We start from the raw sequence: 23,507 nt of genomic DNA on the forward strand, positions 1-23,507 counted from the left end.
CCGAAATACTGGGACATAGTTTCCCTTTCATAACAGGAGAAGGCGCGCTGTCTGCAGTTGATTCAGACGGCGCGCCTTTTTGGTTGAGCTATGTTGAAGCTTGAAGCCAAAGCTTGTGGCTCCTTAGGAGCGGGCGGCTCCGTCGACGGGGAGCACGGCGCCCGTGACATAGGAGGACATGTCGCTCGCCAGGAAAACAAAGGCGTTGGCGACATCCTCGGGCTCGCCCATGCGACCCAGCGGAATGGTGGCGATGATGGGCTTGATGACCTCTTCGGGCAGGTTGGCGACCATGTCGGTCTTAGTCACGCCGGGGGCGACGGCGTTGACGCGGATGCCCATGGGAGCGAGCTCGCGCGAGAGCGACTGGACCATACCGTTGACGGCAAACTTGGACGTGGGGTAACCGACGCCGGAGGGCTGGCCGTACTTGGCGACCATCGAGCTTGTGGTAGTGATGGTGCCGCCGTGGCCGGCCTCGGTCATGATCTTGGCGGCAGCCTGGTGGCCATTAAAGACGGCGACGACGTTGAGGTCCATAACTTTGGCGAACTCCTCGGCCGTGTAGTCCAAGAGGGGTGAACGCTGGGAGATACCGGCATTGTTGACGACCGTGTCCAAGCCGCCCATGTCGGCTGCAGTCTGTGTAAAGGCCTCAGTCACGGCCTCGAGCGAGGTGAGATCGCAGGAGCGACCCCAGACCTTGGCGTCGGGATAGGCGGCTGTCAGCTTCTCAACGGCCGTGTCGGCAGTCTCCTGGCGCGAGCCAAAGACGGTGACGGCAGCGCCTTCCTCGATAAAACGGCAGGCGATGGCATAGCCGATACCGCGTGTGCCTCCGGTGATGATTGCTTTCTTGCCCTCGAGCAACATGGTGCTTCCTCTCATCGCGGGCGGACATTCGCAGCACAGCGTAGCGGTAGTCGGAATCGGCCGCGTTTGCATATCGGTGAACGGTAGCCCGCGTTACCGATGAGCGGCTCGCGCAAATATGCTTTGCCGTTGTGCTTAGGGCAGGTGACAAAAGGGCTCCCGTCCCACATCGGACGGGAGCCCTCAAGGCGCGTATTGCTAGGCGAGCGTTGGGCTAGTTCGCCATGACGCCTTCGGTCCAAGCCTCAACGTCCTCGATGCGCAGGACGTTGGCGACCTCGGCCACGCAGCCGACGCTGGCAAGCTCGGCGGCGGCAGCCTGGACGTCCTTCTCGAGCGCGCGGTGCGTCAGGAAGATGACCGAGCAGGCATCGCTGACGCCCGATTTGCCGTCCTCGACCTGGTTGATGAGCGAGATCGAGATGTTGTGCTTGGCAAAGATGTCGACCGTCTCGGACAGGGCGCCCACGCGGTCGGCGACTTTCAGGCGCACATAGTACTTGGTCTGGAGCTCGTCCATGGGCTTAAAGGTGAGGTTGTGGCCATAGGGCTCAATCTCGGGCAGCGGAGCCACGCCGCGGCTGATCTGCTCGGAGAGCGACAGGATATCGCCCACGACGGCGCTCGCGGTGGGGAAGGAGCCTGCGCCCGCGCCGTAGAACATGGTCTCGCCCACGGCGTCGCCTACCACGTAGACGGCGTTCATGGCGCCGTTGACCTTGGCGAGCATATGGTCTGCGGGGATCAGCGTGGGATGCACGCGAACGTCGACGCCAGCGTCGGTGTTGCGGGCGATGCCGAGCAGTTTGATGGTGTAGCCGAGCTCGCGGGCCTGGGCGATGTCCTCGGCGCCGATGGTGCGGATACCCTGCTGGTACACATCATCGGTGGTAACGCGGGTGCCAAAGCCGATGGAGGCGAGGATGGCCGTCTTGCTGGCGGCATCGAAGCCGTCGACGTCGGCGGACGGGTCGGCCTCGGCATAGCCCTTAGCCTGTGCGTCGGCGAGCACGTCAGCGTAATCGGCGCCCTCGGCGTCCATGCGCGACAGGATGTAGTTGGTGGTGCCGTTGAGGATGCCGGCGATGGTCAGGATCTTGTTACCCACCAGGTCGTGCTCGAGTGTGCTGACAATGGGGATGCCGCCACCGCAGCTGGCCTCGCACTTAATCTGCACGCCGCACGCACGCGCCTTCTCGGCAAGCGTCTCGACATGGCGGCCCAGCAGGGCCTTGTTGGCGGAGACGACATGCTTGCCGTTCTCGAAGGCAGTGGTGAAGATCTCGGTTGCGGGATGCTCGCCACCAATCAGCTCGACGACGATGTCGACGGCGGGGTCGGTGACGACATCGTGCCAGTCGCTCGTAAAGGCCTCGCGCTCAATGCCTGCCGCCTCGGCCTGCTCCCAAGCAAGCGCGCAGGCGCGGGTCAGCTTAAGGTCGATACCGTAGGCTGCCAGGTACTCATCGTGGTGGCTCTTGATCAGACGGGCCACGCCGCCGCCGACGGTTCCCAGACCGATCAGACCGACGTTCACGGTGCGCAGGGGTTCGCTCATAGATAACTCCTTCGTGCATCTTATGGATGGATAAACCGCTTAAAGGTTGAGTGCATTCTAGCGTGAACCGGGGGCGCGTGCTCGCCAGGCAACAGGAGCCGCACAAAACGGCACCCCCGAAACGCTGCGGAAACATTGGAAACACGCTCGCTACAAACGGACTTCCGTAACAAACTGTCAACGTTTGCGCCATAAGGTTTGCCCTGTACCGCAAGACGGCCGCACCGCGGCCAGCGAAAAAGGGGGACACCATGTTCAACATCAACAGCACGCTCAGCCGTAGGAACTTTCTCGCCGGCGCTGCGGCGCTCGGCAGCACCGCCGCACTCGCTGGTTGCTCGTCGGGTGGCTCGGACGGCGGCACCGCCGATGACGGCAAGACCTTCAAGATCGGTGTCATCGGCCCTCTGACCGGCGCCGCGGCAACCTATGGCGTTTCGGCCGAGAAGGGTGCCAAGCTTGCCGCCAAGGATTTCTCGACCAAGGACCTCAAACTCTTGCTTAAGTCCGAGGATGACGTCGCCGACGGCGAGAAGGCTATCAACGCCTTCAATACCCTGTGCGACTGGGGCATGCAGGCGCTCGTCGGCCCCGTCACGACTGGTGCCGCCGTCGCTGTCTCGGGCGAGATCGCCGACGATATGCTCATGGTCACGCCCTCTGCTTCGTCCCTCGACGTCACCAAGGACAAGACCACGGTTTTCCAGGTTTGCTTTACCGACCCCACCATGGGCGCGAGTGCTGCCAAGTTTTTGGCCGAGAAGTATGCAGACGCCAAGATCGCCCTGTTCTACAACTCCGGCGATACGTACAGCTCGGGTGTTGCCGATGCCTTTGCCGAGCAGGCCAAGGAGTCCAAACATGATATCGTCGATACCGAGACCTTTAAGGACGACTCCTCCACGAGCTTTACCAACCAGCTCACCAAGGCCAAGGAGGCCGGCGCCACGCTCATCTTTGCGCCGATCTACTACACGCCGGCGTCCGTTTTGCTCAAGAACGCCAAGGACATGGGATACGACATGACCCTCATGGGTACCGACGGCATGGACGGCCTGCTCTCCGTTGAGGGCTTCGACACCTCCCTTGCCGAGGGCGTACTGCTCATGACCCCGTTCTCTGCCGACGATGAGAAGAACGCCGACTTCGTCAAGGCATATAAGGACGCCTACGACGAGACGCCCAACCAGTTTGCCGCCGATGCCTATGACTGCGTCCATGCGATTGTCGAGGCTATCGATAAGGCAGACATCGATATTACGGCCGACGGCGCCGACATTGCCGGCGATCTTGCCAAGGCCATGCGCAAGATCAAGATCGAGGGCCTGACGGGCGAGCTCACGTGGAACGACGAGGGCCAAGTCGAGAAGCCCGCTACAGCCTATGTGATCCAGGACGGCAAGTACATCGCCGCCTAAGTGCGTATAAAGCGCTACCGGTGAGGCCGTTTTAATCAGGACAGGGAAGCTTGTAACAGAATGGAAACATTACTTTCACACAATAAAGTGGCTAAACTGCATAAACCAATAGAAATACGCATAATTATGGATAAACGGACAAAACAAAAGAATAGTTGAAATAATCGCCACTTTTCTCAACTAAAGCGTCTACTATTTTGCGAACGCCGAACACGGCGAAGGATGGCCTGTTGGGTAACCGAAACCCGACGAGATTTGAGAGGAGAGCCGCATGTCGAGCCTCACCGGTAAGTCATTGAACCCTGTTATGAATCGCAGGAGCGTTATCGCGAGCGCAGCAGGTCTGGGGGCGATGTCCATTCTAGCTGGCTGCTCCTCCAACGGCGGCGACAGCGGTTCCGCTTCGGGCGACGCTTCGTTTAAGATCGGCACCATCGGCCCGCTGACCGGCGCCAACGCGTCCTACGGCAAGTCCGTTACCCAGGGTGTCGAGCTTGGCTGCAAGGATTTCTCGACCAAGGAGCTGCCGCTTGCCAGCAAGGCTGAGGACGATCAGGCCGACGGCGAGAAGGCCGTCAACGCCTTTAACACCCTGCTCGACTGGGGCATGCAGGCCCTCGTCGGCCCGACCACCACAGGCGCGTCGGTGGCCGTTGCCGCCGAGTGCGGTAACGACCCCGAGACGTTCATGATCACTCCGTCCGCGTCCTCCGAGGACGTCACCAAGGGCAAGGATTGCGTCTTCCAGGTTTGCTTTACCGATCCCAACCAGGGCGTCAACGCTGCCAAGTTCCTGGCGCATAAGTATGCGGACGAGAAGTTCGTACTGTTCTATAACTCCGGCGACGCCTATTCTTCGGGCATCGCAGATTCCTTTAAGGTTCAGGCCGCTAAATCCAAGCTCGAGATTGTTGACGAGGAGACCTTTAAGGACGACTCCGCCACGAGCTTTACCAACCAGCTGACCAAGGCCAAGCAGGCCGGCGCCACCATGATCTTTGCGCCGATCTACTACACGCCAGCGTCCGTCCTGCTCAAGAACGCCAAGGACATGGGCTACGACGTCAAGATGATGGGTTGCGACGGCATGGACGGCATCCTGGGCGTTGAGGGCTTCGACACCTCTCTTGCCGAGGGTCTGCTGCTCATGACCCCGTTCTCCGCCGACGACGAGAAGAACGCCGACTTCGTCAACGCTTACAAGGATAAGTATGGCGAGACTCCGGACCAGTTTGCCGCCGACGCTTACGACGGCGTGCACGCGGTGGCCGAGGCCCTCGAGGAGGCCGGTCTTGGTGTCGACGCCGACCCGACCGAGGTCGCCGAGAAGCTGCCTAAGGCTATGCTCAAGATTACCGTTGACGGTCTGACCGGCAAGCTCACCTGGAACGATAAGGGTCAGGTCCAGAAGGACCCCACGGCGTACGTCATCACCGACGGCAAGTACGTACAGGCCTAATAGACCGCCTTACATAGAGCGGTTTTGATCCCAAGCAGGGGAGGTTTTGGCCTTCCCTGCTTGCTTGGTATCTAGGGACAGTGTAACGTCCCTGTTTCATACATCAACTGGAAACCTATTCGAAAGGGGGATGTGGAACATGACGGTCTTTATCCAATACCTGGTCAACGGCCTGTCCATGGGCAGCGTCTACGCCATCATCGCGTTGGGCTACACCATGGTCTACGGTATCGCCAAGATGCTGAACTTCGCTCACGGCGACGTCATCATGGTCGGTGCCTATGTCTCGTTCTGCGCCACGTCGTATCTCGGCCTCCCGGGCTGGGCATCTGTAATTCTCTCTTGCGTGGCCTGCACGGTTCTCGGTGTCCTCATTGAGGGCCTGGCCTATAAGCCGCTGCGCCAAGCAGGCCCGCTGGCCGTTTTGATCACGGCCATCGGCGTGTCCTACTTCCTGCAGAATGCCGCGCAGCTCCTGTGGGGCGCCACGCCCAAGAACTTCACTTCGCTCGTCACCTTCCCGGTGCCGGAGTTCTTGGCCAAGTTCAACGTGAGCGCCGTATCGCTCGTCACCATCGTCGCCTGCCTGGTAATCATGGCCGGCCTGATGTTCTTTACAGGTAAGACCAAGATGGGCAAAGCCATGCGCGCCGTGTCCGAGGACAAGGCCGCCGCTCAGCTCATGGGCATCAACGTCAACCGCACCATCTCGATGACGTTTGCCATCGGCTCTGCCCTTGCCGCCATCGCCGGTGTGCTGCTGTGCTCCTACTCGCCGGTGCTGCAGCCCACGACGGGTGCCATGCCTGGCATCAAGGCCTTCGACGCCGCCGTCTTCGGCGGTATCGGCTCCATCCCCGGCGCCTTTGTCGGTGGCATTCTCATCGGCATCATCGAGGCGATGGCGCAGGCCTACATTTCCACGAGCCTTGCCAACTCCATCGTCTTTGGTGTTCTGATCATCGTCCTGCTCGTCAAGCCTGCCGGCCTCTTGGGCAAGTACGTCCCCGAGAAGGTGTAGGTGAGCGTTATGAAGTTTCTTAAAGACAAGCAGACGCGTCACGACTTTGTTACGTACGCCATGTGCCTTGTGGCGTTCGCCATCGTGTTCTTTATGCAGTCCAACCACATGATTCCGCGCATGATCGCCGGTCAGCTGGTTCCCATCACGGCCTATATCGTCATGGCCATCTCCCTTAACCTCGTCGTCGGCATCGCGGGCGACTTGTCGCTGGGCCACGCGGGCTTTATGAGTGTCGGTGCCTATACGGGAATCGTTACCGCGGTCGCGCTGGAGAGCGCCGTTCCCTCCGATCCGGTGCGCCTTATCATCAGTATCGTGGTCGGCGCCATCGCCGCTGCCATCTTGGGCTTCTTGATCGGCATCCCGGTCCTGCGCCTGAGCGGCGACTATCTGGCCATCGTGACCCTGGCTTTTGGCGAGATCATCAAAGAGATCGTCACCTGCCTCATTGTGGGCGTCGACTCCCGCGGCCTGCATGTGATCTTTAACATCACGGGTAACTCCACGATCGACGACCTGCACCTGCTCGAGGACGGCACCGCCATCATCAAGGGCGCCCAGGGCGCCTCGGGCGTGTCGACGTACTCGACCTTCCTTGCTGGTGCCATTCTGGTTATGGTCGCGCTCGTGATCGTGCTCAACCTGGTTCGCAGCCGTACCGGCCGTGCCATTATGGCCGTGCGCGATAACAAGATCGCTGCCGAGTCCGTGGGCATCTCCGTCACCCAGTACCGCATGATCGCCTTCGTGGTTTCCGCTGCCCTCGCCGGTGCTGCCGGAGCCCTGTTCGGCGGTAACTTCTCGCAGCTTTCCGCCACTAAATTCGACTTCAACACGTCGATTTTGATTCTGGTGTTCGTGGTTCTGGGCGGTCTGGGCAACATGCGCGGCTCCGTCATCGCCGCGGCGCTGCTCACGGTGCTCCCCGAGCTGCTCCGTCAGTTCTCGGACTACCGCATGCTCATCTACGCCATCGTGCTGATCCTGGTCATGATCTTTACCAACAACCCGCAGCTCAAGGCGTTCTTCGCACGCATTAAGGATCGCTTTACTTCCAAGAAGGAGGTGGCAGCCGATGCCCAGTAAATTTGAGTTCAACAAGGGCAAGATGGTCCCGTATCCTTCTGGCGCCATTGTCCCCGATCGTGACCTGGGCCAGCGCCCGGCACTCGAGTGCATCCACCTGGGCATTGAGTTCGGCGGCCTCAAGGCGGTCGACGACTTTAGCCTGACTATCGGCAAGACCGAGATCGCCGGTCTGATCGGTCCCAACGGTGCCGGTAAGACCACGGTCTTCAACCTGCTCACCAAGGTATACCAGCCCACGCACGGCACCATCCTGCTTGACGGCGAGGACACCTCGGGCAAGTCGGTCTATCAGGTCAACCGCATGGGTATTGCCCGTACATTCCAGAACATTCGCCTGTTCAACACCATGACGGTGGAGGATAACGTCAAGGTCGGTCTGCACAATCAGGAGCGCTACTCCGGCTTTGAGGGCGTGCTGCGCCTGCCGACGTATTGGAAGCACGAGAAGGCCGCCCACGAGCGTGCCATGGAGCTGCTGTCCATTTTTGACATGGAGCACCTGGCAAATGAACAGGCCGGCTCGCTGCCTTACGGCGCTCAGCGTCGTCTGGAGATCGTCCGCGCGCTTGCCACCAACCCCAAGCTGCTGTTGCTCGACGAGCCTGCCGCCGGCATGAACCCGTCCGAGACCGCGGAGCTCATGGCGAACATCGTTAAGATCCGCGACACCTTCGGCATCGCCATCATGCTTATCGAGCATGATATGTCGCTCGTTATGAACATCTGCGAGGGCATCTGCGTGCTCAACTTTGGTAAGGTCATCGCCAAGGGCACGGCAGAGGAAATCCAGAACAACGACGCCGTTATCGAGGCGTATCTGGGTAAGCAGGATAAGGGGGAGAACTAAATGGCAGAGCCGATGCTTTCCGTCTACAACATCAACGTCTGGTACGGCGCTATCCACGCCATCAAGGACATCTCCTTTAACGTCAACGAGGGCGAGATCGTGGCCTTGATCGGCGCGAACGGTGCCGGCAAGTCTACAACGCTTAAAACCGTCTCGGGCCTGCTGCGTTCCAAGACCGGCTCCATCAAGTTTATGGGCGAGGACATTACCCATACGCCTGCCGACAAGTTGGTGGGCAAGGGCCTGGCCCAGGTTCCCGAGGGCCGTCGCGCCTTTTTGCAGATGACGGTCGAGGAGAACCTGGAGATGGGCGCCTATACACAGCCCAAGTCCACGGTTGCTCCGGGCCTTGAGCGCGTCTACGAGCAGTTCCCGCGCCTGAAGGAGCGCCGCCGCCAGGTCGCCGGCACCCTTTCGGGCGGCGAGCAGCAGATGCTCGTCATGGGCCGTGCCCTTATGAGCAACCCCAAGCTGCTCATGCTCGACGAGCCTTCCATGGGCCTGGCGCCGATTCTGATTGAGCAGATTTTCCAGATTGTCGAGGACCTGCACAAGGCCGGCACCACGGTGCTTCTGGTCGAGCAGAACGCGCAGATGGCGCTCTCGATCGCCACGCGCGGCTACGTGCTCGAGACCGGCAAGATCACCATGACCGGCACGGGCCAAGAGCTCCTGCACGACGACAACGTGCGTAAGGCCTATCTGGGCGGCTAGGAGGCTCCGCCGTTCTACCGAACGGCGGAGCAGTCGACGCTGCGCGGGCACCAGAGCGACAACTTGTCATTCAAAGAGGACCGCATGACCAGAAGGTCTATGCCGTCCTCTTTTCATGCCAATTTGTTCGCTCTGGCGCCCGCTCGCTGTCCGTCCTCTGCCTGCGGCGTTGCTTTGGTTCTGCCCCTCTTATGTTGCTGTGGAATAGGGACTAAATGGGAGCCTCAGAGGCCAAAACAGTCTCTATTCCACCGCAACTTCATGGGGGCGTGCGACAATGCCCATCGGAAAACGTTTGTCATCTGGGGGTCTATCTATGCTGTACGAGTTTTGTGCCGAGAACTTTGAGCGGGTGCCGGCGGCTATCGATGCCGGTGCTAAGCGCATCGAGTTGTGCGATAACCTTGCCGTCGGTGGTACCACGCCCTCGGCTGGCGTTATCAGCGCTACGGTCAACTATGCCCACGAGCATGATGCACGGGTGATGTGCATGATTCGTCCGCGTGGCGGTGACTTTCATTACAACCAGGACGAGCTGCGCATGATGGAGATGGACCTGGGTCTTGCCGTGAGTGCGGGCGTTGACGGTCTGGTCTTTGGCTGCTGCAAGCCCTGTGCCGGCGGATGGGTGCTCGACGAGCTTACGTTGGGCGCCCTCGTGATGGCTGCGGGCTGCGCGACTGAGGAATGCAAGCGTGAGCCCATCGATATCACCTTCCACATGGCGTTTGACCAGCTCTCGCCCGAAGCTCAGATCGATGCTGTCGACACGCTCGCCGACTGCGGCATCACGCGCATCCTGACGCATGGTGGCGCTGCCGGAACGCCGATCGAGGACAACCTGGAGCACCTATCGCGTCTTGTCGAGTATGCGGGCGACCGCCTGACCATCCTTCCCGGCGGCGGTATTTCCACGGCCAACCGCGATACCGTGGCTTCGGCACTGGGCGCCTCCGAGCTCCATGGCACCAAGATCGTGCCGCTGGAGGTATAACCCGTGGCGCTGGTGTTTGACGTTCAGCAGGCGAACGGTAAGCCCGACGACAACCGTCGTCCCGGCACCGCGTGTCCCTTTTGCAATACCGAGGAACTCGCTAATATCATCCGGCGCGACGGTGACTGTATCTGGCTCGAGAATAAGTTCAAGACCCTGCGTGCTACCCGTCAAACCGTGCTGATCGAGTCGGCCGACCACGATGCCGACCTGGTGACCTATGAGCCGGATGAACTCCACCATGTGATGAGGTTTGCCCTGGGTTGCTGGCAGCAGATGATCGATTCACAGCAGTACCGCAGCGTGCTCATGTACAAGAACAAGGGTCCGCTCTCGGGCGGCAGTCTCGTTCATCCGCACATGCAGATTGTGGGTTTGGAGCGGGAAGACGGCTATACTTCGCTGGCTTCCGCCAATTTCGAAGGCATCAATGTCTGGCAACAGGGGAGAATCGCGGTCAACATCTCAACTGAACCGATTATGGGGTTCTTTGAGATCAACGTTTCAGCCCCGCAGGGAATCGCCGCCAGCGATGACGCGAGAGACCAAACCGAGGCGGATCTCTTCGCCGATGCGATTCAGGTAGCTCTGCGCTATATCCTGAACGAGCACCACGGTGGTCGCGCAGAGTCGTACAACTTGTTTTTCTATCACCTGGGCGGTCGGACCATTGCCAAGGCACTGCCGCGTTGGGTGGTTTCGCCCTACTTTGTTGGCTATCGTTTGGCCCAGGTCAATGCCGAGACAACGCTCGATATCGATGCCGAGCGCCTGCGTGCACATCTGGAAACGCTCGTATAGCAAGACTAACACCCGCGTAATGCGGACAGCCTAGCGTGCCATGGCGTCGCGGCCGGCCTCGACCTGCTTGCGCTGGGCGGCGCGCTCCTCGCCGGTCAGACGCTCAAAGAGATGCCCGATAAGCGAGGCGAGTATCTGCTGAAACAGCGTTCCGCACATGACGGGAAACACGACCTCGCCGGGAAAATACTGTGTAGCGATGACGGCGCCCGAAGAGATATTGCGCATGCCGCAGGTAAAGCACATGGTGGTCGTCTCGCTATATGGCAGATGCAGCGCACGGGCGACCAGAATGCCCGCGACAAAACCGCTGATGGCGAAGGTCAAAATAAAGAGGGCGACTTCTAGGCGCACCGCGTTCATGTGCAGCACGTACTCGCTCATGGCGGTGGAGTTGGACGCGATAACGCCCATCATCATGAACTTGCAGGCGGGCGAGAGCGCGGGGGAGAGCTTCTCGTGTCCCCATCCACGTGTGAGCTCGTTGATCACGATGCCGAGCACGGCGGGGATGGCGATCATAAAGGCCATGTCCTGCATCATGCTCGGCATATCGATCGAGACGGTGGCACCCAGCAAGAGCTTCAGCGTGAGCGGAATCGTCACAGGCGAGATAACCGAGGACGTCAGGATGATGGTGAGCGCGAGCGGGCCGTTGCCGCCGAACATGCTGATCCACATAAAAGCAGTGACTGCCACGGGTACGCTGTACTCGAGCACGATGCCGCAGACAAGGTTGGGGTTGGAGCCAAAGAATAACGATCCCATGGCATAAGCTGCGATAGGGATAAGCACCGCCGAGACGAACAACGCCAAGACCAGGTGCAGCGGACGGCGGAACACCTCGGCCACCTGGTGAAAGGTGTTGCTGAGCGCACCCTGAAACGTCATAAAGGCAAACAGGGCGGGAACGATGGGCTTGAGTACGCCAATCTGTTGGGGAAAGAGCACGCCGAACGCCACGCAAATCGGAACGATGACCTGCATGTGCCCCGCGAGAAACTTGCCCAGTCCAACCCATTGCTTCATATGCGCTTGTGACTCCCTTTGCCCGTGAACCCGTTTTGAATGGATATGCTAGACGCTCGCATGCGTCCGTGCGTCAGAAACGCTCGAATATTTCGAGGCTATTACCGGCATCGTTTACCGAAACCGCGGCGTGCTGCGGCGATTTGCGTCCGCGCTGCACGGTATAATAAATCCGTTCAACAGATCTGCCTGCCGAAGCGGGCATACACAGAGGACTCATCGCTATGAACCGTGAGAGGTATCGCGGCGACCTGCCCCTATCGGGGGTGGGCGCCTATGTCATCGCTTAAGACGACGCATCGCTGGGCGGTCGCTCAGCAAAACCCCGAACTCGAAAAGGAGCTTTCGGCTGGCCTGGGAATACCCGGGCTGGTGGCGCGCATTATGGTTGCGCACGGCATTACATCCATCGAAGAAGGCCAGCTGTTTTTGACGCCTTCGCTCGATCGCGACTGGGCTGACCCACTCATTATCCCGGGCATGTCGGTCGTTGCCGACCGCGTCGAGCGTGCTATTCGCAACCACGAGCACATCGCGGTCTTTGGCGATTTTGACGTTGACGGCATTACGTCGACTTGTCTGTTGACCGAGGCGCTACGTTCGTTTGGCGCCAACGTCACGCCGTTTATTCCGCATCGCTTTGACGAGGGCTACGGCCTGTCGCGTGCGGCGCTCGACCGCGTCAACGAGCTCGCCCAACCCAACCTGATCGTGACCGTCGATAACGGCATTGCCGCCAAGGAAGAGGTTTCCTATCTGGAGAGCCTGGGAATCGATCTGGTGGTTACGGACCACCATGAGCCGTCCGACCAGGTGCCGCGGGGCGTGCCCCTGACCGACCCCAAGCTCGAGGACGAGGGGCCCTCGCGTGAACTTGCCGGTGCTGGTGTGGCGCTCAAGCTGGTGCAAGTCCTGGGTGAGCGCCTGGGCAAGCCGTCGTATTGGCGTTCGCTAATCGAGGTCGCGGCGCTGGGCACCGTGTCCGACATGATGCCGCTCACGCCCGAGAACCGCGCGCTGGTTGCCGAGGGCATCCAGCAGATGCGCGTAACCGCTCGTCCCGGCTATATCGCGCTTGCTGCGCTCGCCAAGGCGGACCTTTCGAGCATTACGGCGGATGGCCTGTCATTCTCGCTCATTCCCCGCTTAAACGCCGCCGGTCGCATGGCCGATCCCAAGCTGGCGCTCGACCTGCTGCTTGCCCGTGATCCTATCGAAGCAAGTGCACTGGCAGCCGAGCTCGAGGAAATCAATCGCCAACGCCGCGAGATCGAGGCCGAGCTTACGCGCGATGCCATGGCGAAGGTCGAGAAGACCTATGACGGCGGACGCGCAATCGTCGTGGGTGGCGAGGGCTGGCACGAGGGCGTTAAGGGCATCGTGGCAAGCCGTCTGACCAACCGCTATCACGTGCCGGCGCTGCTGTTCTCGATCGAGGACGGTATCGCGCGCGGCTCTGGTCGCTCGGTGGGCAAAGTTAACCTGTTTGACGCCGTCGAGCGCTGTTCCGACCTGCTGATTCGTCGCGGCGGGCATGCCGGTGCGGTGGGTGTGACCATCGAGGCATCCAAGCTCGATGAGTTCCGCCGTCGCCTTTCGGCCGTGCTATCGGAGCTTCCCGCCGAGGACTTTGAGGACACTGACGAGGTTGCCGCCACCGTTGACCTCTCCGAGCTAAATATCGAGACCATCGAGCAGATTTCCCGTCTTGAGCCGTTTGGCCAGGGCAATAAGGTGCCGCTTCTGGCCGCCGAGGGCGTGACGATGTGCGATCGCGCCGTGGTGGGCAAAACCGGCGAGCACATGCGCTTTGTGGCGACCGATGGCGCCGCGAGTGTGCCGGCCATTATGTTCCGCGTGCCGCAAATCGATAAGCTCATCAATTGCGACAGCGCTGTCGATTTGGTGTTCGAGGCCGTTGCCGAGCATTGGCAGGGGCGTGTGAAGCCCAAGCTCATGATCAAGGATGTTCTGGTCCGCGATACCACGCTGTCCAGCGTCGACGATCCGGCATGCGAGCTTCGTCGTGGCGTGCAGCCGGCGGATTCCGGCCTGCGCCTGGAGTCGCGTAAGCGCGAGACGCTCGCCCAGCTTTCCTATACCGAGCTGACGCGCTCGCTTATCCATAGCTTTATCGGCTCGAACCAGCCGCACCGCGCGCAGGTCGAGGCGCTCGATGCCCTGGCCGATCACCAAAGTGTTCTGGCCGTTATGGGAACGGGGCGCGGCAAGTCTCTTATCTTCCATGTACATGCTGCGCGCGAGGCTATCCTTCGCGGGCGTGCGAGCATCTTTGTCTATCCGCTGCGCGCGCTCGTTGCCGACCAGGCCTATCACCTCTCGTCGACGATGGCTGCGCTCGGCATTGGCGTCGGCGTGCTGACCGGCGAGACCGTGGAGGCGGCGCGCGATGACGTGTTCGCCGGCTTGGCTTCGGGCCGCACCGGCATCGTGCTCACGACGCCCGAATTCCTGTCCATTCACCGCGACCGCTTTGCGCGTTCGGGGCGCATCGGCTTTGTCGTTATCGATGAGGCGCACCACGCCGGCCTTGCCAAGGGCGGCGACCGCAGCGCCTATCTCGACATGCCCGATATCCTCAAGGCCCTGGGCGATCCGGTCGTTATGGCGGCGACGGCCACCGCGACGGCTCCGGTCGTGGCGGAGCTTGCCCGCGTGCTGCCGATTACCCGTACGGTGGTCGACGAGACCGTGCGCGAGAACTTGCAGCTCGAGGACGACCGCGATCTTGCGAGCCGCGAAAACCGCCTGGTGTCCATCGTCGCGACGGGGGAGAAGACCGTCATCTACGTCAACTCGCGTGATCAGTCCGTGGCGCTTGCCAAGACACTACGCAAACGCGTTCCCGACTGTGCGACCCATATCGCGTTCTATAACGCTGGGCTTGCGCGTTCCGATCGCCGCCGTGTTGAGGAAGCCTTTAGAGACGGAAGTCTCAGCTGCATCGTCTCGACCTCTGCCTTTGGCGAGGGCGTCAACCTGCCCGATATCCGCCATGTCGTGCTCTACCACATGCCGTTTGGCGCGATTGAGTTTAACCAGATGAGCGGCCGCGCCGGTCGCGATGGCCAGCCCGCTGTGATCCATCTGCTCTATTCGTCGCGCGACGCCCGCATTAACGAGCGCCTGCTCGACTGCTATGCGCCCGAGCGCGACGAGCTCGTCACGCTCTATCGTGCGCTGCAGACCATGTGGCGCTCCAACCGCGGCAAGACCGGGGACGATTCCTTTAGCGCGAGCGATATCGACATCGCACAGATGTGCCTTGCCATCGATGCTCGCACGCCGGTCGACGAGCGCTCGGTAGAAAGTGGCCTGGGGATCTTTGAAGAGCTTGGTTTCTGCCGCGTTTCGGGGTTTGACGACACCCGTCGCATCGCGATGGCCGAAAACCCCGGCCGCGTGCAATTGAGCAGGTCAATTCGCTATTTGGAGGGCTTGCGTTCGCGCATGGAGTTCTCGGCTTTCCGGAGTTGGGCGCTCGATTCGTGCGCTTCTGATATGCTAGCCAAAGTTAACCGCCCGATCGTACCGCGGGCCTAGGGGAAGGGGACCTCGATGGATGCCGCAGCCCGTACCGCCCATGATTCCACCCTCCAGCCGTTTTCGGAGATGGAGCACTATAAGCATGCCGATGAGCTGCCGCCCGAGATTATGGCGGACAGCTACGACAAGCTGGAGCGCCTGTGCCTCAAATATATGAATGAGGACGACTTTTCTAAGGTGGAGCAGGCCTATTGCTTTGCTGCCGAGAAGCATTGCAACCAAAAGCGCCGCTCGGGTGAGATGTACATCAACCATCCCGTCGAGGTGGCCATCATTTTGGCCGATCTCAAGATGGACTGCGATGTGGTGTGCGCCGCGCTGCTGCACGATACCGTCGAGGATACCGAGACCTCGCTTGCCGATGTTTCCGGTCTGTTTGGTGATACGGTGGCCGAGCTTGTCGATGGCGTGACCAAGCTCACCAACATCGAAGTCGACAGCATGGACGAGAAACAGGCGCTCACGCTGCGAAAGATGTTCCTCGCCATGTCCAAGGACATCCGCGTCATCATCGTTAAGCTTGCCGACCGTCTGCACAACATGCGCACCCTTGCAGCCCTGCGTGAGGACCGTCGCCTGTTTAAGGCTCGCGAGACCATGGACGTGTATGCGCCCTTGGCCGACCGCCTGGGCATGAGCTCTATTAAGTGGGAGCTCGAGGACCTGTCCTTCTTCTACTTGGAGCCCGATGCCTACCAGCGCATCGCGCGCATGGTGGCTGAGTCGCGCGAGGTTCGCGAGCGCTATCTGGCCGAGACTATCAAGACGCTCACCGACGAGCTCAACCGCATTGGCCTGGAGGACTTCCAGATCAACGGTCGTTCCAAGCACTATTGGTCCATCTATCAAAAGATGAAGCGCAAGGGCAAGGAGTTCTCTGAGATCTACGATCTGGTGGCGCTGCGCGTTATTACCCATTCGGTGCGCGATTGCTACTCCACGCTCGGCGCGGTGCACACACTATGGCACCCCATGCCCGGTCGCTTTAAAGACTATATCGCCATGCCCAAGGTCAATAACTACCAGTCGCTCCACACGACGGTTATCGGCCCCACGGCTCGTCCGCTCGAGATTCAGATTCGAACCTACGAGATGCATGAGCAGGCCGAGTACGGCATTGCCGCCCACTGGCTATATAAGAAGTCGGGCGGATCGTCTGCGTCTAAGACCAATGATGCCCAGCGACTGGACGACCAGATTAACTGGCTCAAACATTCGCTCGATTGGGCTGCGTCTGATGAGATCACCGACGCCAAGGAATACCTGCATTCGCTGAAGGTCGACCTCTTCGATCAGGAGATTTTCGTCTTTACGCCCAAGGGCGAGGTCATGGCGCTTCGTGCCGGCTCCACGCCGCTCGACTTTGCCTATGCCGTTCATACCGAGGTCGGCAACCACTGCGTAGGCGCTAAGATCAACGGTGCGGTGGCCCCGCTCACGCACGAGATCAAGACGGGCGACCGTGTCGAGATTCTGACCAACAAGAGCTCCAAGCCGTCGCGTGATTGGCTCAAGATCGTTAAGACACCTTCCGCCAAGTCAAAGATCCGCCGTTACTTCGCCGCCGCGACCAAGGACGACGACGCTGCCGCCGGCCGCGATATACTGGCTAAGGACCTGCGCAAGCGCGGATATGGCATCTCTACGCCGCGTTCGACGCGTGCGCTCAACGCCGTGGCGGAGCAGTTTAACTATAAGCAGCTCGAGGACCTGTTCGCAGCCGTTGGTGCGGGCAAAGTCGCCCCACGTGCTGTGGGCAACAAGGTCGAGCAAATCTTGGACCCCAAGCCCGAGGAGCAGCTCACCAAGACCGAGGCCATTGCCGAGGTCGTCAAGCAGCCCGCCCGCGGCTCCAACCGCAAGCCGCAAAAGCGCGGCAAGAGCGCCAGCAACGGCATTATCGTCAAGGGCGAGAGCAACAGCGGCCTGCTGGTCCGTCTGGCCCATTGCTGCAACCCCGTGACGGGCGACGACATCGTCGGCTTCATCACGCGCGGTCGTGGCGTTTCGGTGCATCGCGCCAACTGCCCCAACGTCAAGGGTCTTATGGAGCATCCCGAGCGCATGATCGACGTGGAGTGGGACGGCGCTGCTGACACCCTCTTCCAGGTCGAGATCGTGGTCGAGTGCCTGGACCGCATGGGCCTGCTCAAGGATGTCACCATTGCCATTGGCGATGCGGGTGGCAATATCCTTTCTGCCGCCACGTCGACCAACCGCGAGGGTATTGCAACCCTGCGCTTTATGGTCGAGATCTCGGACGCGAGTGGTCTGGATCCGCTGCTGGCCTCTATCAGCAGCGTTGACTCGGTCTACGACGCGCGCCGCCTGATGCCCGGTGAGGGTGGAGCCCAGCTTAAGCGCCGCGTTTAGTCGCGACGAACGTGCCACATTATCGATATTCGCTACACTCGAGGCATCGTTTGATGCCTCGAGTTCTATAGAGAGGAGAGGGGCATGAGTGCTGTGTCCTTGGATTTAACTCCCAAGGGATCGGTCGAGATCGAGACGCTCGTAAACGGTCCCATTCAGACCAATAGCTATGCTGTTATTACGGACAATGAGTGCGTGATTATCGATCCCGCATGGGAAGGCGAGCGCTTGGTGGAGCATATTCGAGCCGAGCATCCCGGTGTACGCGTGCTTGGCGCCGTATGCACTCATGGCCATGCCGATCATGTTGGCGGTGTCGCTGGAGTTCGGGCCGCCGTTGGCGTTGACACCCTGTACGAGCTGTGCGGCAAGGACGCAGCTGTGCCGCATGCGAACATCGAGGAGCAGCGAGCTATGTGGGGCATTGAGACGCCCGACCCCGGGGAGCCGACGCGCCTGCTCGCCGAGGGCGATGCTATCGAGGTGGGCGATATCTGCCTGCAGGTGATCGAGTCACCTGGGCATACGCCGGGCGGGATCGTCTTGTTTGCTGCCACCGAGCAGGGGAACATTGCCTTTGTGGGCGACACCCTGTTTCCGGGTGGGCACGGCCGCACCGATCTTTCTGGAGGAGACGAGGCGGCGATTCTGCGCTCGCTCTCCAAGCTCGCCCGGCTTCTCCCGCCCGATACCGTTTGCCTAACCGGTCATGGCGATTCGACCACCATGGCACGCGAGCTCATGCAGAACCCTTTCATGCAGATTTAGCTTAATAGTCGGCTTTTGAAGCACGAGAAGCGTCCAAACGTCAAGCTATTTTTCCCCAACGGGTCGATTTCGTAGGGCAAACGGTCAAAAAAGTCTGTTTGGACGATATTCGTGAACAAACGAACGTTTATGCTCGGGTGCGCCGTGGTAAAATCTCAGGCGTTATCGGAGCAACCTTACAGGAGGTTTCTTTTATGCTCGTCAACGCAGCAGACATGCTCAAGAAGGCCGAGGCCGGCAAGTACGGTCTTGGTGCCTTCAACACCAACAACCTCGAGTGGACCCTGGCTATTCTCCAGGCCGCCGAGGAGGCCAAGTCTCCGCTGATCCTTCAGTGCACCGCTGGTGCCGCTAAGTGGATGGGCGGTTTCAAGGTCTGCGCCGACATGGTCAAGGCTGCCGTCGAGGCCACGGGCGTTACCGTTCCCGTCGCCCTTCACCTCGATCACGGTTCTTACGAGGACTGCTTCAAGTGCATCGAGGCCGGCTTCACGTCCATCATGTATGACGGCTCTCACGAGGAGACCTTCCAGCTTAACCTCGACCGCACCAAGGAACTCGTTGAGCTTGCCCACTCCAAGGGCATGTCCATCGAGGCCGAGGTCGGTGGCATCGGCGGCACCGAGGACGGCGTGACCTCCAGCGGCGAGCTCGCTGATCCTGCTGAGTGCAAGCAGATCGCTGACCTGGGCGTCGACTTCCTCGCCTGCGGCATCGGCAACATCCACGGCGTGTACCCCGCCGACTGGGCTGGTCTTTCCTTCGAGCGTCTGGGCGAGATTAAGGCCCAGACCGGTGACCTGCCCCTCGTTCTGCACGGTGGCACCGGCATCCCCGAGGATCAGATCAAGAAGGCCATCTCCCTGGGCATCTCCAAGATCAACGTCAACACCGACCTGCAGCTCGTCTTCGCCAAGGGCGTCCGCGAGTACATCGAGGCTGGCAAGGATCAGCAGGGCAAGGGCTTTGACCCCCGCAAGCTCCTCAAGCCTGGTCGCGACAACATCGTTGCCCGCACCAAGGAGCTCATGGAGGAGTTTGGCTCCGTCAACAAGGCGTAAGTAGCGGTTTAACTTTCCCGCCGGAGGCCCCGTTTCCCCTACGCTGTTTCCCTCGCGCTCACCTGGCTTTGCCAGAAGTCGCGCGATGGAATCAGCTCCGAGGAAACGGGGCCTCCTTTGTTAACTCGCTGCAGGGTTACTGGGCTGTATAAAAAAGTTCCTGGCTTTGCCAGAAGTCGCGCCAAGGAAACGGTTCCGGGGGACGGGGCTTCCTTCGTTTAACGCCGCAGGGTTACGAGGCTGAATTCACTTTTTGACTACCGTTCAGCGGCGTTGATGGCTCCCTTGTTGGGGCTTTCTTTTTATCTCGCTACAATGGGCTTCAAGCGTTCTAGTGGCTTGGAGTTTTGGTATGGCTGTTATTAATGTACTGCCTTCGGATGGGAAGGTTATTGACGAGGGTCCTGTTGGTTGCTCTGTTGATGTTTGCTGTGATGACTTTCGTCATCTCGATGTTGGACTGCCGCCCGAGATTCTTCGTCTTAAGGACGCGGGGTATTTGACGCAGGCTGTTGCTGCCTGCGATCGCCTTTTGGAGCAGAACCCCGAGCCTTCGCTGGCTGCTTGTGTTCGTGCCGAGCGGTATCGCATGCTCGAGACGCCGCTTCATTTTTCGGTGTCGCGCGATCAGGCTATTGCGATGATTCGCGAGGAGTGGCCAGAGTTTACCGAAGAGCAGTTTGATGACCTGATTAATCGTAAGCGTATTGACTGGCGCTTTATCGATGGCGAGCTGTTTGTTCTCGACAACTTCCTCGATTCGCTTCGCGTGTATCCCAAAGAGGTCCCCGGCATGCGGCCCGATTCTACGGACGGCATAGCACTGCGCAACGAGATGCTCAAAGAGATGGAGTCGCAAAACGGATTGGCTCGCGTCATTACGCTTAAAGCGTCCGTGTCCGTCCCCGGGGCTCTGGAAGGGGAGACCATTTGCGCTTGGCTCCCCGTCGCGGCTGCCTGCCGTCAGCAGTCTCGGGTCGAGATTCTCGACATGACGCCGGAGGGTGCTGTTGCTCCCGCGAATGCTTCGGCGCGTACCGCCTCGTGGTCTTCCTCGAGCGAGCACTTATTTTCGGTGACCTATCGTTATCACATCGATGCTGCATATTGTGATGTCTACGGTGGCACACTTCCGGTTCACCCGCGTATGGACGCGCCGCTGCCCGAGGATATTTCCGAGGACCGTCCGCACATTGCATTCACGCCGTATCTGCAGCAGCTGACGGCCCGTGTCGTTGACGGGCTCGAGGATCCGCTCGATCGCGCCCGTGCTATCTATGATTACCTGACGCAGTATATCGACTATCGCTATCAGCCGCCGTACTTGCTTTTGGGGTCTATTGCCGATGACTGCGCGCATTCGCTCCGCGGCGATTGCGGCGTTATGGCGCTCACGTTTATCACCATGTGCCGTATCGCGGGCGTGCCTGCCCGTTGGCAGAGCGGCCTGTATGTTGCGCCCGATTCGGTGGGGTCGCACGACTGGGCAGAGTTCTATACGCCGCAGACCGGTTGGCTCAACGTCGACGTGTCATTTGGATCTTCTGCTCGCAGGATGGGGGAGGAGTGGCGCCGCCGTCACTACTTTGGCAATCTCGACCCGTGGCGTATGGTGGCCAACAATCGATTCCAGGCAGAGTTTGAGCCCTCTTTCGACGGCATGCGCGAGGACCCTTACGATAACCAGATGGGTGAGGCTTCGGTCGACGGTCGCGGATGCCGTCGGCGCGAGATGCTCCGCACGGTCGAACTCATCGAAATGCTCGAAGTTCCATTTTCGGACTAATCAACAGAAAGCTGTGATAAACTAACTCACGCATTGAGTGCCCGAGTGGCGGAATTGGCAGACGCAGTGGACTCAAAATCCACCGTTGGCAACAACGTGCGAGTTCGAGTCTCGCCTCGGGCACCATACATGTAAGTGAGCGTTCAAGGGGGTAGCGGCCCCCTTTTTCGTGCCGAACTCGCGTGAGCGCGCGAAGCGTTAAGCAAACAGGCCTGTGGCCTGTTTGTAGCGGAGCGTGGCGAGGGCGCCACGCGCCCGAAGCCCGGGGCTTCGCGAAGCGAAGGCCCTTCGAGTCTCGCCTCGGGCACCATACATGCAAGCGAGTGTTCAAGGGGGTCAAGGCCCCTTTTTTCGTGTACGTAATGTGATAACGCGCTGTACGTGTTATTATCGCCAAGGCGTTGTTCCCGCAATGCCTTAAAGAGGAACCCGAGGGTTCCCACCTTTTGGCGCCAATGAGCAGCTGACTGGTCATACAACTTAGATTCACTTCCTCAAATCGAGGATGTCTATGTGTACGACCTGGTTGCAAAGAAGCGCCGGGTTATTTTTTTATGAATGGAGGTAGGGAAAATAGCTAAGTCTGATGACACCCGCATCAACGACGAGATCACCGCATCTTCGTGCCGTTTGATTGGCGTCGATGGCTCTCAGCTCGGCCTGTTCGCCATCCGCGATGCCCAGCGCGTCGCTGACGATCAGGGTCTCGACCTGGTCGAGATCGCTCCCAACGCGGAGCCGCCGGTCTGCAAGGTCATGGACTACGGTAAGTTCAAGTACCAGCAGGCCATGAAGGCCAAGGCTGCTCGTAAGAACCAGTCCAAGGTCGAGGTCAAGGAAATGAAGTTCCGACCCAAGATCGACGTTGGCGACTACGAGACCAAGAAGGGCCACGTTCTGCGTTTCCTCAAGAAGGGCGCACGCGTTAAGATCACCATCATGTTCCGCGGCCGTGAGATGGCTCACCCGGAGCAGGGTCTTAACGTTCTCGAGCGTCTCGCCGAGGACCTTAAGCCTTACGCTACGGTCGAGTCCAAGCCTAAGATGGAAGGCCGTAACATGCTTATGCTGCTCGCCCCGATTAAGGGCGCCTTTGATGAGGATAAAGCGGCAAGCGATATCAAGTAACTAGTGTTCTGTAACCGATTAAGGAGTATTTCATGCCTAAGATGAAGTCCCACAGCGGCACCAAGAAGCGTTTCCGCAAGACTGGTACCGGCAAGCTTATGCGCGCCAAGGCTTTCAAGAGCCACATCCTGAGCAAGAAGTCCACCAAGCGTAAGCGTGGCTTCCGTCAGGAGACCGAGATCGCCGCTGCCGACCGCAAGGTCATCAAGTCGCGTCTCGCCTAAGTTCGCGTTCCCGTTTTTCGTTTAACCGTCTAGGAGTTGATAGAACATGGCACGTATTAAGCGCGCTGTTGCCGCCAAGAAGAAGCGCCGTACCGTTATGCACCGTGCGAAGGGTTACTACGGTGCCGCTTCGCGTACTTACAAGCATGCTAAAGAGCAGGTCCAGCACTCCCTGCAGTATCAGTATCGTGATCGCCGCAACAAGAAGCGCGAGATCCGCTCTCTCTGGATCACCCGTATCAACGCCGCTGCTCGCCTGAACGACATCTCTTACTCTCAGTTCATGCACGGCCTGAAGGTTGCCGGCATCGAGCTCGACCGCAAGGTCCTGGCCCAGATGGCTTATGAGGACATCGAGTCCTTCAACGAGCTGGCTACCATCGCCAAGAAGGCTCTTGAGGCCTAATTGATTCTCTTGAATCGCTAGGGGAGTGTCGCGCTGTGCGCGGCGCTCCCTCTTTTTATCTAAAGCGCTGGTTTATATAGCAAAAGCGCGGGTAGATAGACACTTACAGGTGACCGATTTTTTATATGTCTCTTAACCGAAGGGTCATCATCTGATACGTGCAGTATTTCTGCACCAGCCTTTCTATTACTTATATAGGAAGCGATATGTTGTGTAGGACTTGTGAAGAGTGGAATTGACGTCCCACATCGCTTCGCGGTCTGGCAATATATCTCCTTGCCGCGCGGCCCGGTCGGACCGGGAACCCGCGAAGGCGTGCACCTTGAGAACCGGATACTGCGAGGATGGACACATTCAGTGTCGCATCCGGGCAGACATCGAACCATTT

19 protein-coding genes and 1 tRNA gene are annotated in these 23,507 nt (G+C 59.7%); 17 read left to right on the forward strand and 3 right to left on the reverse strand.

The window, feature by feature from the left end:
- Positions 1-123: 123 nt before the first annotated feature.
- Together AAAV21_RS02505 and AAAV21_RS02510 are read right to left on the reverse strand one after the other, a co-directional pair.
- The gene (locus AAAV21_RS02505) at positions 124-873 is read right to left on the reverse strand and encodes an SDR family NAD(P)-dependent oxidoreductase (RefSeq protein WP_117645711.1); all 750 of its coding nucleotides are present in this window, start codon (positions 871-873) and stop codon (positions 124-126) included.
- Positions 874-1,087: 214 nt separating this feature from the next.
- Complete coding sequence (locus tag AAAV21_RS02510; RefSeq protein WP_117645709.1) at positions 1,088-2,431, reverse strand: homoserine dehydrogenase; 1,344 nt, start codon at positions 2,429-2,431, stop codon at positions 1,088-1,090.
- 251 nt (positions 2,432-2,682) lie between these two features.
- Here AAAV21_RS02510 and AAAV21_RS02515 point away from each other — a divergent pair, with 251 nt between their 5' ends.
- The 8 genes from AAAV21_RS02515 (at position 2,683) to AAAV21_RS02550 (ending at position 10,777) form a co-directional block, all read left to right on the forward strand.
- Positions 2,683-3,849: an ABC transporter substrate-binding protein gene (locus AAAV21_RS02515; RefSeq protein ID WP_349107234.1), complete on the forward strand. Its 1,167-nt coding sequence runs from the start codon at positions 2,683-2,685 to the stop codon at positions 3,847-3,849.
- 271 nt (positions 3,850-4,120) lie between these two features.
- On the forward strand, positions 4,121-5,308 hold the full coding sequence (locus tag AAAV21_RS02520; RefSeq protein ID WP_349107236.1) for an ABC transporter substrate-binding protein: 1,188 nt from the start codon (positions 4,121-4,123) through the stop codon (positions 5,306-5,308).
- A 139-nt stretch (positions 5,309-5,447) separates the two neighbouring features.
- Positions 5,448-6,329 (forward strand): branched-chain amino acid ABC transporter permease, encoded by an 882-nt coding sequence (locus AAAV21_RS02525; RefSeq protein WP_117757685.1) that lies wholly within the window; start codon positions 5,448-5,450, stop codon positions 6,327-6,329.
- A 9-nt stretch (positions 6,330-6,338) separates the two neighbouring features.
- Entirely contained in the window at positions 6,339-7,418 is a 1,080-nt protein-coding gene (locus tag AAAV21_RS02530) for a branched-chain amino acid ABC transporter permease (RefSeq protein ID WP_349107238.1), read from the forward strand.
- Positions 7,408-8,268 carry an ABC transporter ATP-binding protein gene (locus tag AAAV21_RS02535; RefSeq protein WP_006234439.1) on the forward strand — a complete coding sequence of 287 codons (861 nt, stop codon included), beginning with the start codon at positions 7,408-7,410 and terminating at the stop codon, positions 8,266-8,268. The genes AAAV21_RS02530 and AAAV21_RS02535 overlap by 11 nt, the downstream gene beginning before the upstream one ends.
- Before the next feature lie 12 nt (positions 8,269-8,280).
- A complete protein-coding gene (locus AAAV21_RS02540) occupies positions 8,281-8,982 on the forward strand; it encodes an ABC transporter ATP-binding protein (protein ID WP_035137222.1) in 702 nt (233 codons plus the stop codon).
- Positions 8,983-9,298: 316 nt separating this feature from the next.
- On the forward strand, positions 9,299-9,976 hold the full coding sequence (locus AAAV21_RS02545; RefSeq protein ID WP_349107240.1) for a copper homeostasis protein CutC: 678 nt from the start codon (positions 9,299-9,301) through the stop codon (positions 9,974-9,976).
- A gap of 3 nt (positions 9,977-9,979) precedes the next feature.
- Positions 9,980-10,777, forward strand: a complete 798-nt coding sequence (locus AAAV21_RS02550) for a DUF4931 domain-containing protein (RefSeq protein ID WP_349107242.1) — start codon at positions 9,980-9,982, stop codon at positions 10,775-10,777.
- 30 nt (positions 10,778-10,807) lie between these two features.
- Here AAAV21_RS02550 and AAAV21_RS02555 read toward each other — a convergent pair whose 3' ends face one another.
- Positions 10,808-11,806: a bile acid:sodium symporter family protein gene (locus AAAV21_RS02555; protein ID WP_349107244.1), complete on the reverse strand. Its 999-nt coding sequence runs from the start codon at positions 11,804-11,806 to the stop codon at positions 10,808-10,810.
- 276 nt (positions 11,807-12,082) lie between these two features.
- Between AAAV21_RS02555 and recJ the strand changes: the two genes are divergently transcribed.
- The 9 genes from recJ (at position 12,083) to rplT (ending at position 23,119) form a co-directional block, all read left to right on the forward strand.
- Complete coding sequence (gene recJ / locus AAAV21_RS02560; RefSeq protein WP_349107245.1) at positions 12,083-15,370, forward strand: single-stranded-DNA-specific exonuclease RecJ; 3,288 nt, start codon at positions 12,083-12,085, stop codon at positions 15,368-15,370.
- Between the two features lie 15 nt (positions 15,371-15,385).
- Complete coding sequence (locus AAAV21_RS02565; protein ID WP_349107247.1) at positions 15,386-17,746, forward strand: bifunctional (p)ppGpp synthetase/guanosine-3',5'-bis(diphosphate) 3'-pyrophosphohydrolase; 2,361 nt, start codon at positions 15,386-15,388, stop codon at positions 17,744-17,746.
- A gap of 84 nt (positions 17,747-17,830) precedes the next feature.
- Positions 17,831-18,514, forward strand: coding sequence for an MBL fold metallo-hydrolase (locus tag AAAV21_RS02570; protein ID WP_253056489.1), 684 nt, complete (start codon positions 17,831-17,833; stop codon positions 18,512-18,514).
- A gap of 194 nt (positions 18,515-18,708) precedes the next feature.
- Entirely contained in the window at positions 18,709-19,575 is an 867-nt protein-coding gene (gene fba / locus AAAV21_RS02575) for a class II fructose-1,6-bisphosphate aldolase (protein WP_035137086.1), read from the forward strand.
- Between the two features lie 352 nt (positions 19,576-19,927).
- Positions 19,928-21,361 carry a transglutaminase-like domain-containing protein gene (locus tag AAAV21_RS02580; RefSeq protein WP_349107249.1) on the forward strand — a complete coding sequence of 478 codons (1,434 nt, stop codon included), beginning with the start codon at positions 19,928-19,930 and terminating at the stop codon, positions 21,359-21,361.
- A 39-nt stretch (positions 21,362-21,400) separates the two neighbouring features.
- A tRNA-Leu gene (locus AAAV21_RS02585) sits at positions 21,401-21,487 on the forward strand.
- 432 nt (positions 21,488-21,919) lie between these two features.
- Complete coding sequence (gene infC / locus AAAV21_RS02590) at positions 21,920-22,489, forward strand: translation initiation factor IF-3 (protein ID WP_349107250.1); 570 nt, start codon at positions 21,920-21,922, stop codon at positions 22,487-22,489.
- Between the two features lie 32 nt (positions 22,490-22,521).
- Positions 22,522-22,713 carry a 50S ribosomal protein L35 gene (rpmI, locus tag AAAV21_RS02595; RefSeq protein WP_006234422.1) on the forward strand — a complete coding sequence of 64 codons (192 nt, stop codon included), beginning with the start codon at positions 22,522-22,524 and terminating at the stop codon, positions 22,711-22,713.
- Between the two features lie 46 nt (positions 22,714-22,759).
- Complete coding sequence (rplT, locus tag AAAV21_RS02600; RefSeq protein ID WP_006234421.1) at positions 22,760-23,119, forward strand: 50S ribosomal protein L20; 360 nt, start codon at positions 22,760-22,762, stop codon at positions 23,117-23,119.
- Positions 23,120-23,507 lie beyond the last annotated feature (388 nt).

Source organism: Collinsella sp. CLA-AA-H302 (assembly GCF_040093305.1).
Lineage (GTDB): Bacteria > Actinomycetota > Coriobacteriia > Coriobacteriales > Coriobacteriaceae > Collinsella.

Excerpts from the sequence above, each read along its gene's own strand:
- AAAV21_RS02555 (WP_349107244.1), bottom strand. The coding sequence starts at position 11,806 with ATGAAGCAATGGGTTGGACTGGGCAAGTTTCTCGCGGGGCACATGCAG.
- AAAV21_RS02530 (WP_349107238.1), top strand. The coding sequence starts at position 6,339 with ATGAAGTTTCTTAAAGACAAGCAGACGCGTCACGACTTTGTTACGTAC.
- AAAV21_RS02540 (WP_035137222.1), top strand. The coding sequence starts at position 8,281 with ATGCTTTCCGTCTACAACATCAACGTCTGGTACGGCGCTATCCACGCC.
- AAAV21_RS02520 (WP_349107236.1), top strand. The coding sequence starts at position 4,121 with ATGTCGAGCCTCACCGGTAAGTCATTGAACCCTGTTATGAATCGCAGG.
- infC (WP_349107250.1), top strand. The coding sequence starts at position 21,920 with ATGGAGGTAGGGAAAATAGCTAAGTCTGATGACACCCGCATCAACGAC.
- AAAV21_RS02565 (WP_349107247.1), top strand. The coding sequence starts at position 15,386 with ATGGATGCCGCAGCCCGTACCGCCCATGATTCCACCCTCCAGCCGTTT.
- AAAV21_RS02580 (WP_349107249.1), top strand. The coding sequence starts at position 19,928 with ATGGCTGTTATTAATGTACTGCCTTCGGATGGGAAGGTTATTGACGAG.
- AAAV21_RS02505 (WP_117645711.1), bottom strand. The coding sequence starts at position 873 with ATGTTGCTCGAGGGCAAGAAAGCAATCATCACCGGAGGCACACGCGGT.
- recJ (WP_349107245.1), top strand. The coding sequence starts at position 12,083 with ATGTCATCGCTTAAGACGACGCATCGCTGGGCGGTCGCTCAGCAAAAC.
- rpmI (WP_006234422.1), top strand. The coding sequence starts at position 22,522 with ATGCCTAAGATGAAGTCCCACAGCGGCACCAAGAAGCGTTTCCGCAAG.
- rplT (WP_006234421.1), top strand. The coding sequence starts at position 22,760 with ATGGCACGTATTAAGCGCGCTGTTGCCGCCAAGAAGAAGCGCCGTACC.
- AAAV21_RS02535 (WP_006234439.1), top strand. The coding sequence starts at position 7,408 with ATGCCCAGTAAATTTGAGTTCAACAAGGGCAAGATGGTCCCGTATCCT.
- AAAV21_RS02570 (WP_253056489.1), top strand. The coding sequence starts at position 17,831 with ATGAGTGCTGTGTCCTTGGATTTAACTCCCAAGGGATCGGTCGAGATC.
- AAAV21_RS02515 (WP_349107234.1), top strand. The coding sequence starts at position 2,683 with ATGTTCAACATCAACAGCACGCTCAGCCGTAGGAACTTTCTCGCCGGC.
- fba (WP_035137086.1), top strand. The coding sequence starts at position 18,709 with ATGCTCGTCAACGCAGCAGACATGCTCAAGAAGGCCGAGGCCGGCAAG.
- AAAV21_RS02525 (WP_117757685.1), top strand. The coding sequence starts at position 5,448 with ATGACGGTCTTTATCCAATACCTGGTCAACGGCCTGTCCATGGGCAGC.
- AAAV21_RS02510 (WP_117645709.1), bottom strand. The coding sequence starts at position 2,431 with ATGAGCGAACCCCTGCGCACCGTGAACGTCGGTCTGATCGGTCTGGGA.
- AAAV21_RS02545 (WP_349107240.1), top strand. The coding sequence starts at position 9,299 with ATGCTGTACGAGTTTTGTGCCGAGAACTTTGAGCGGGTGCCGGCGGCT.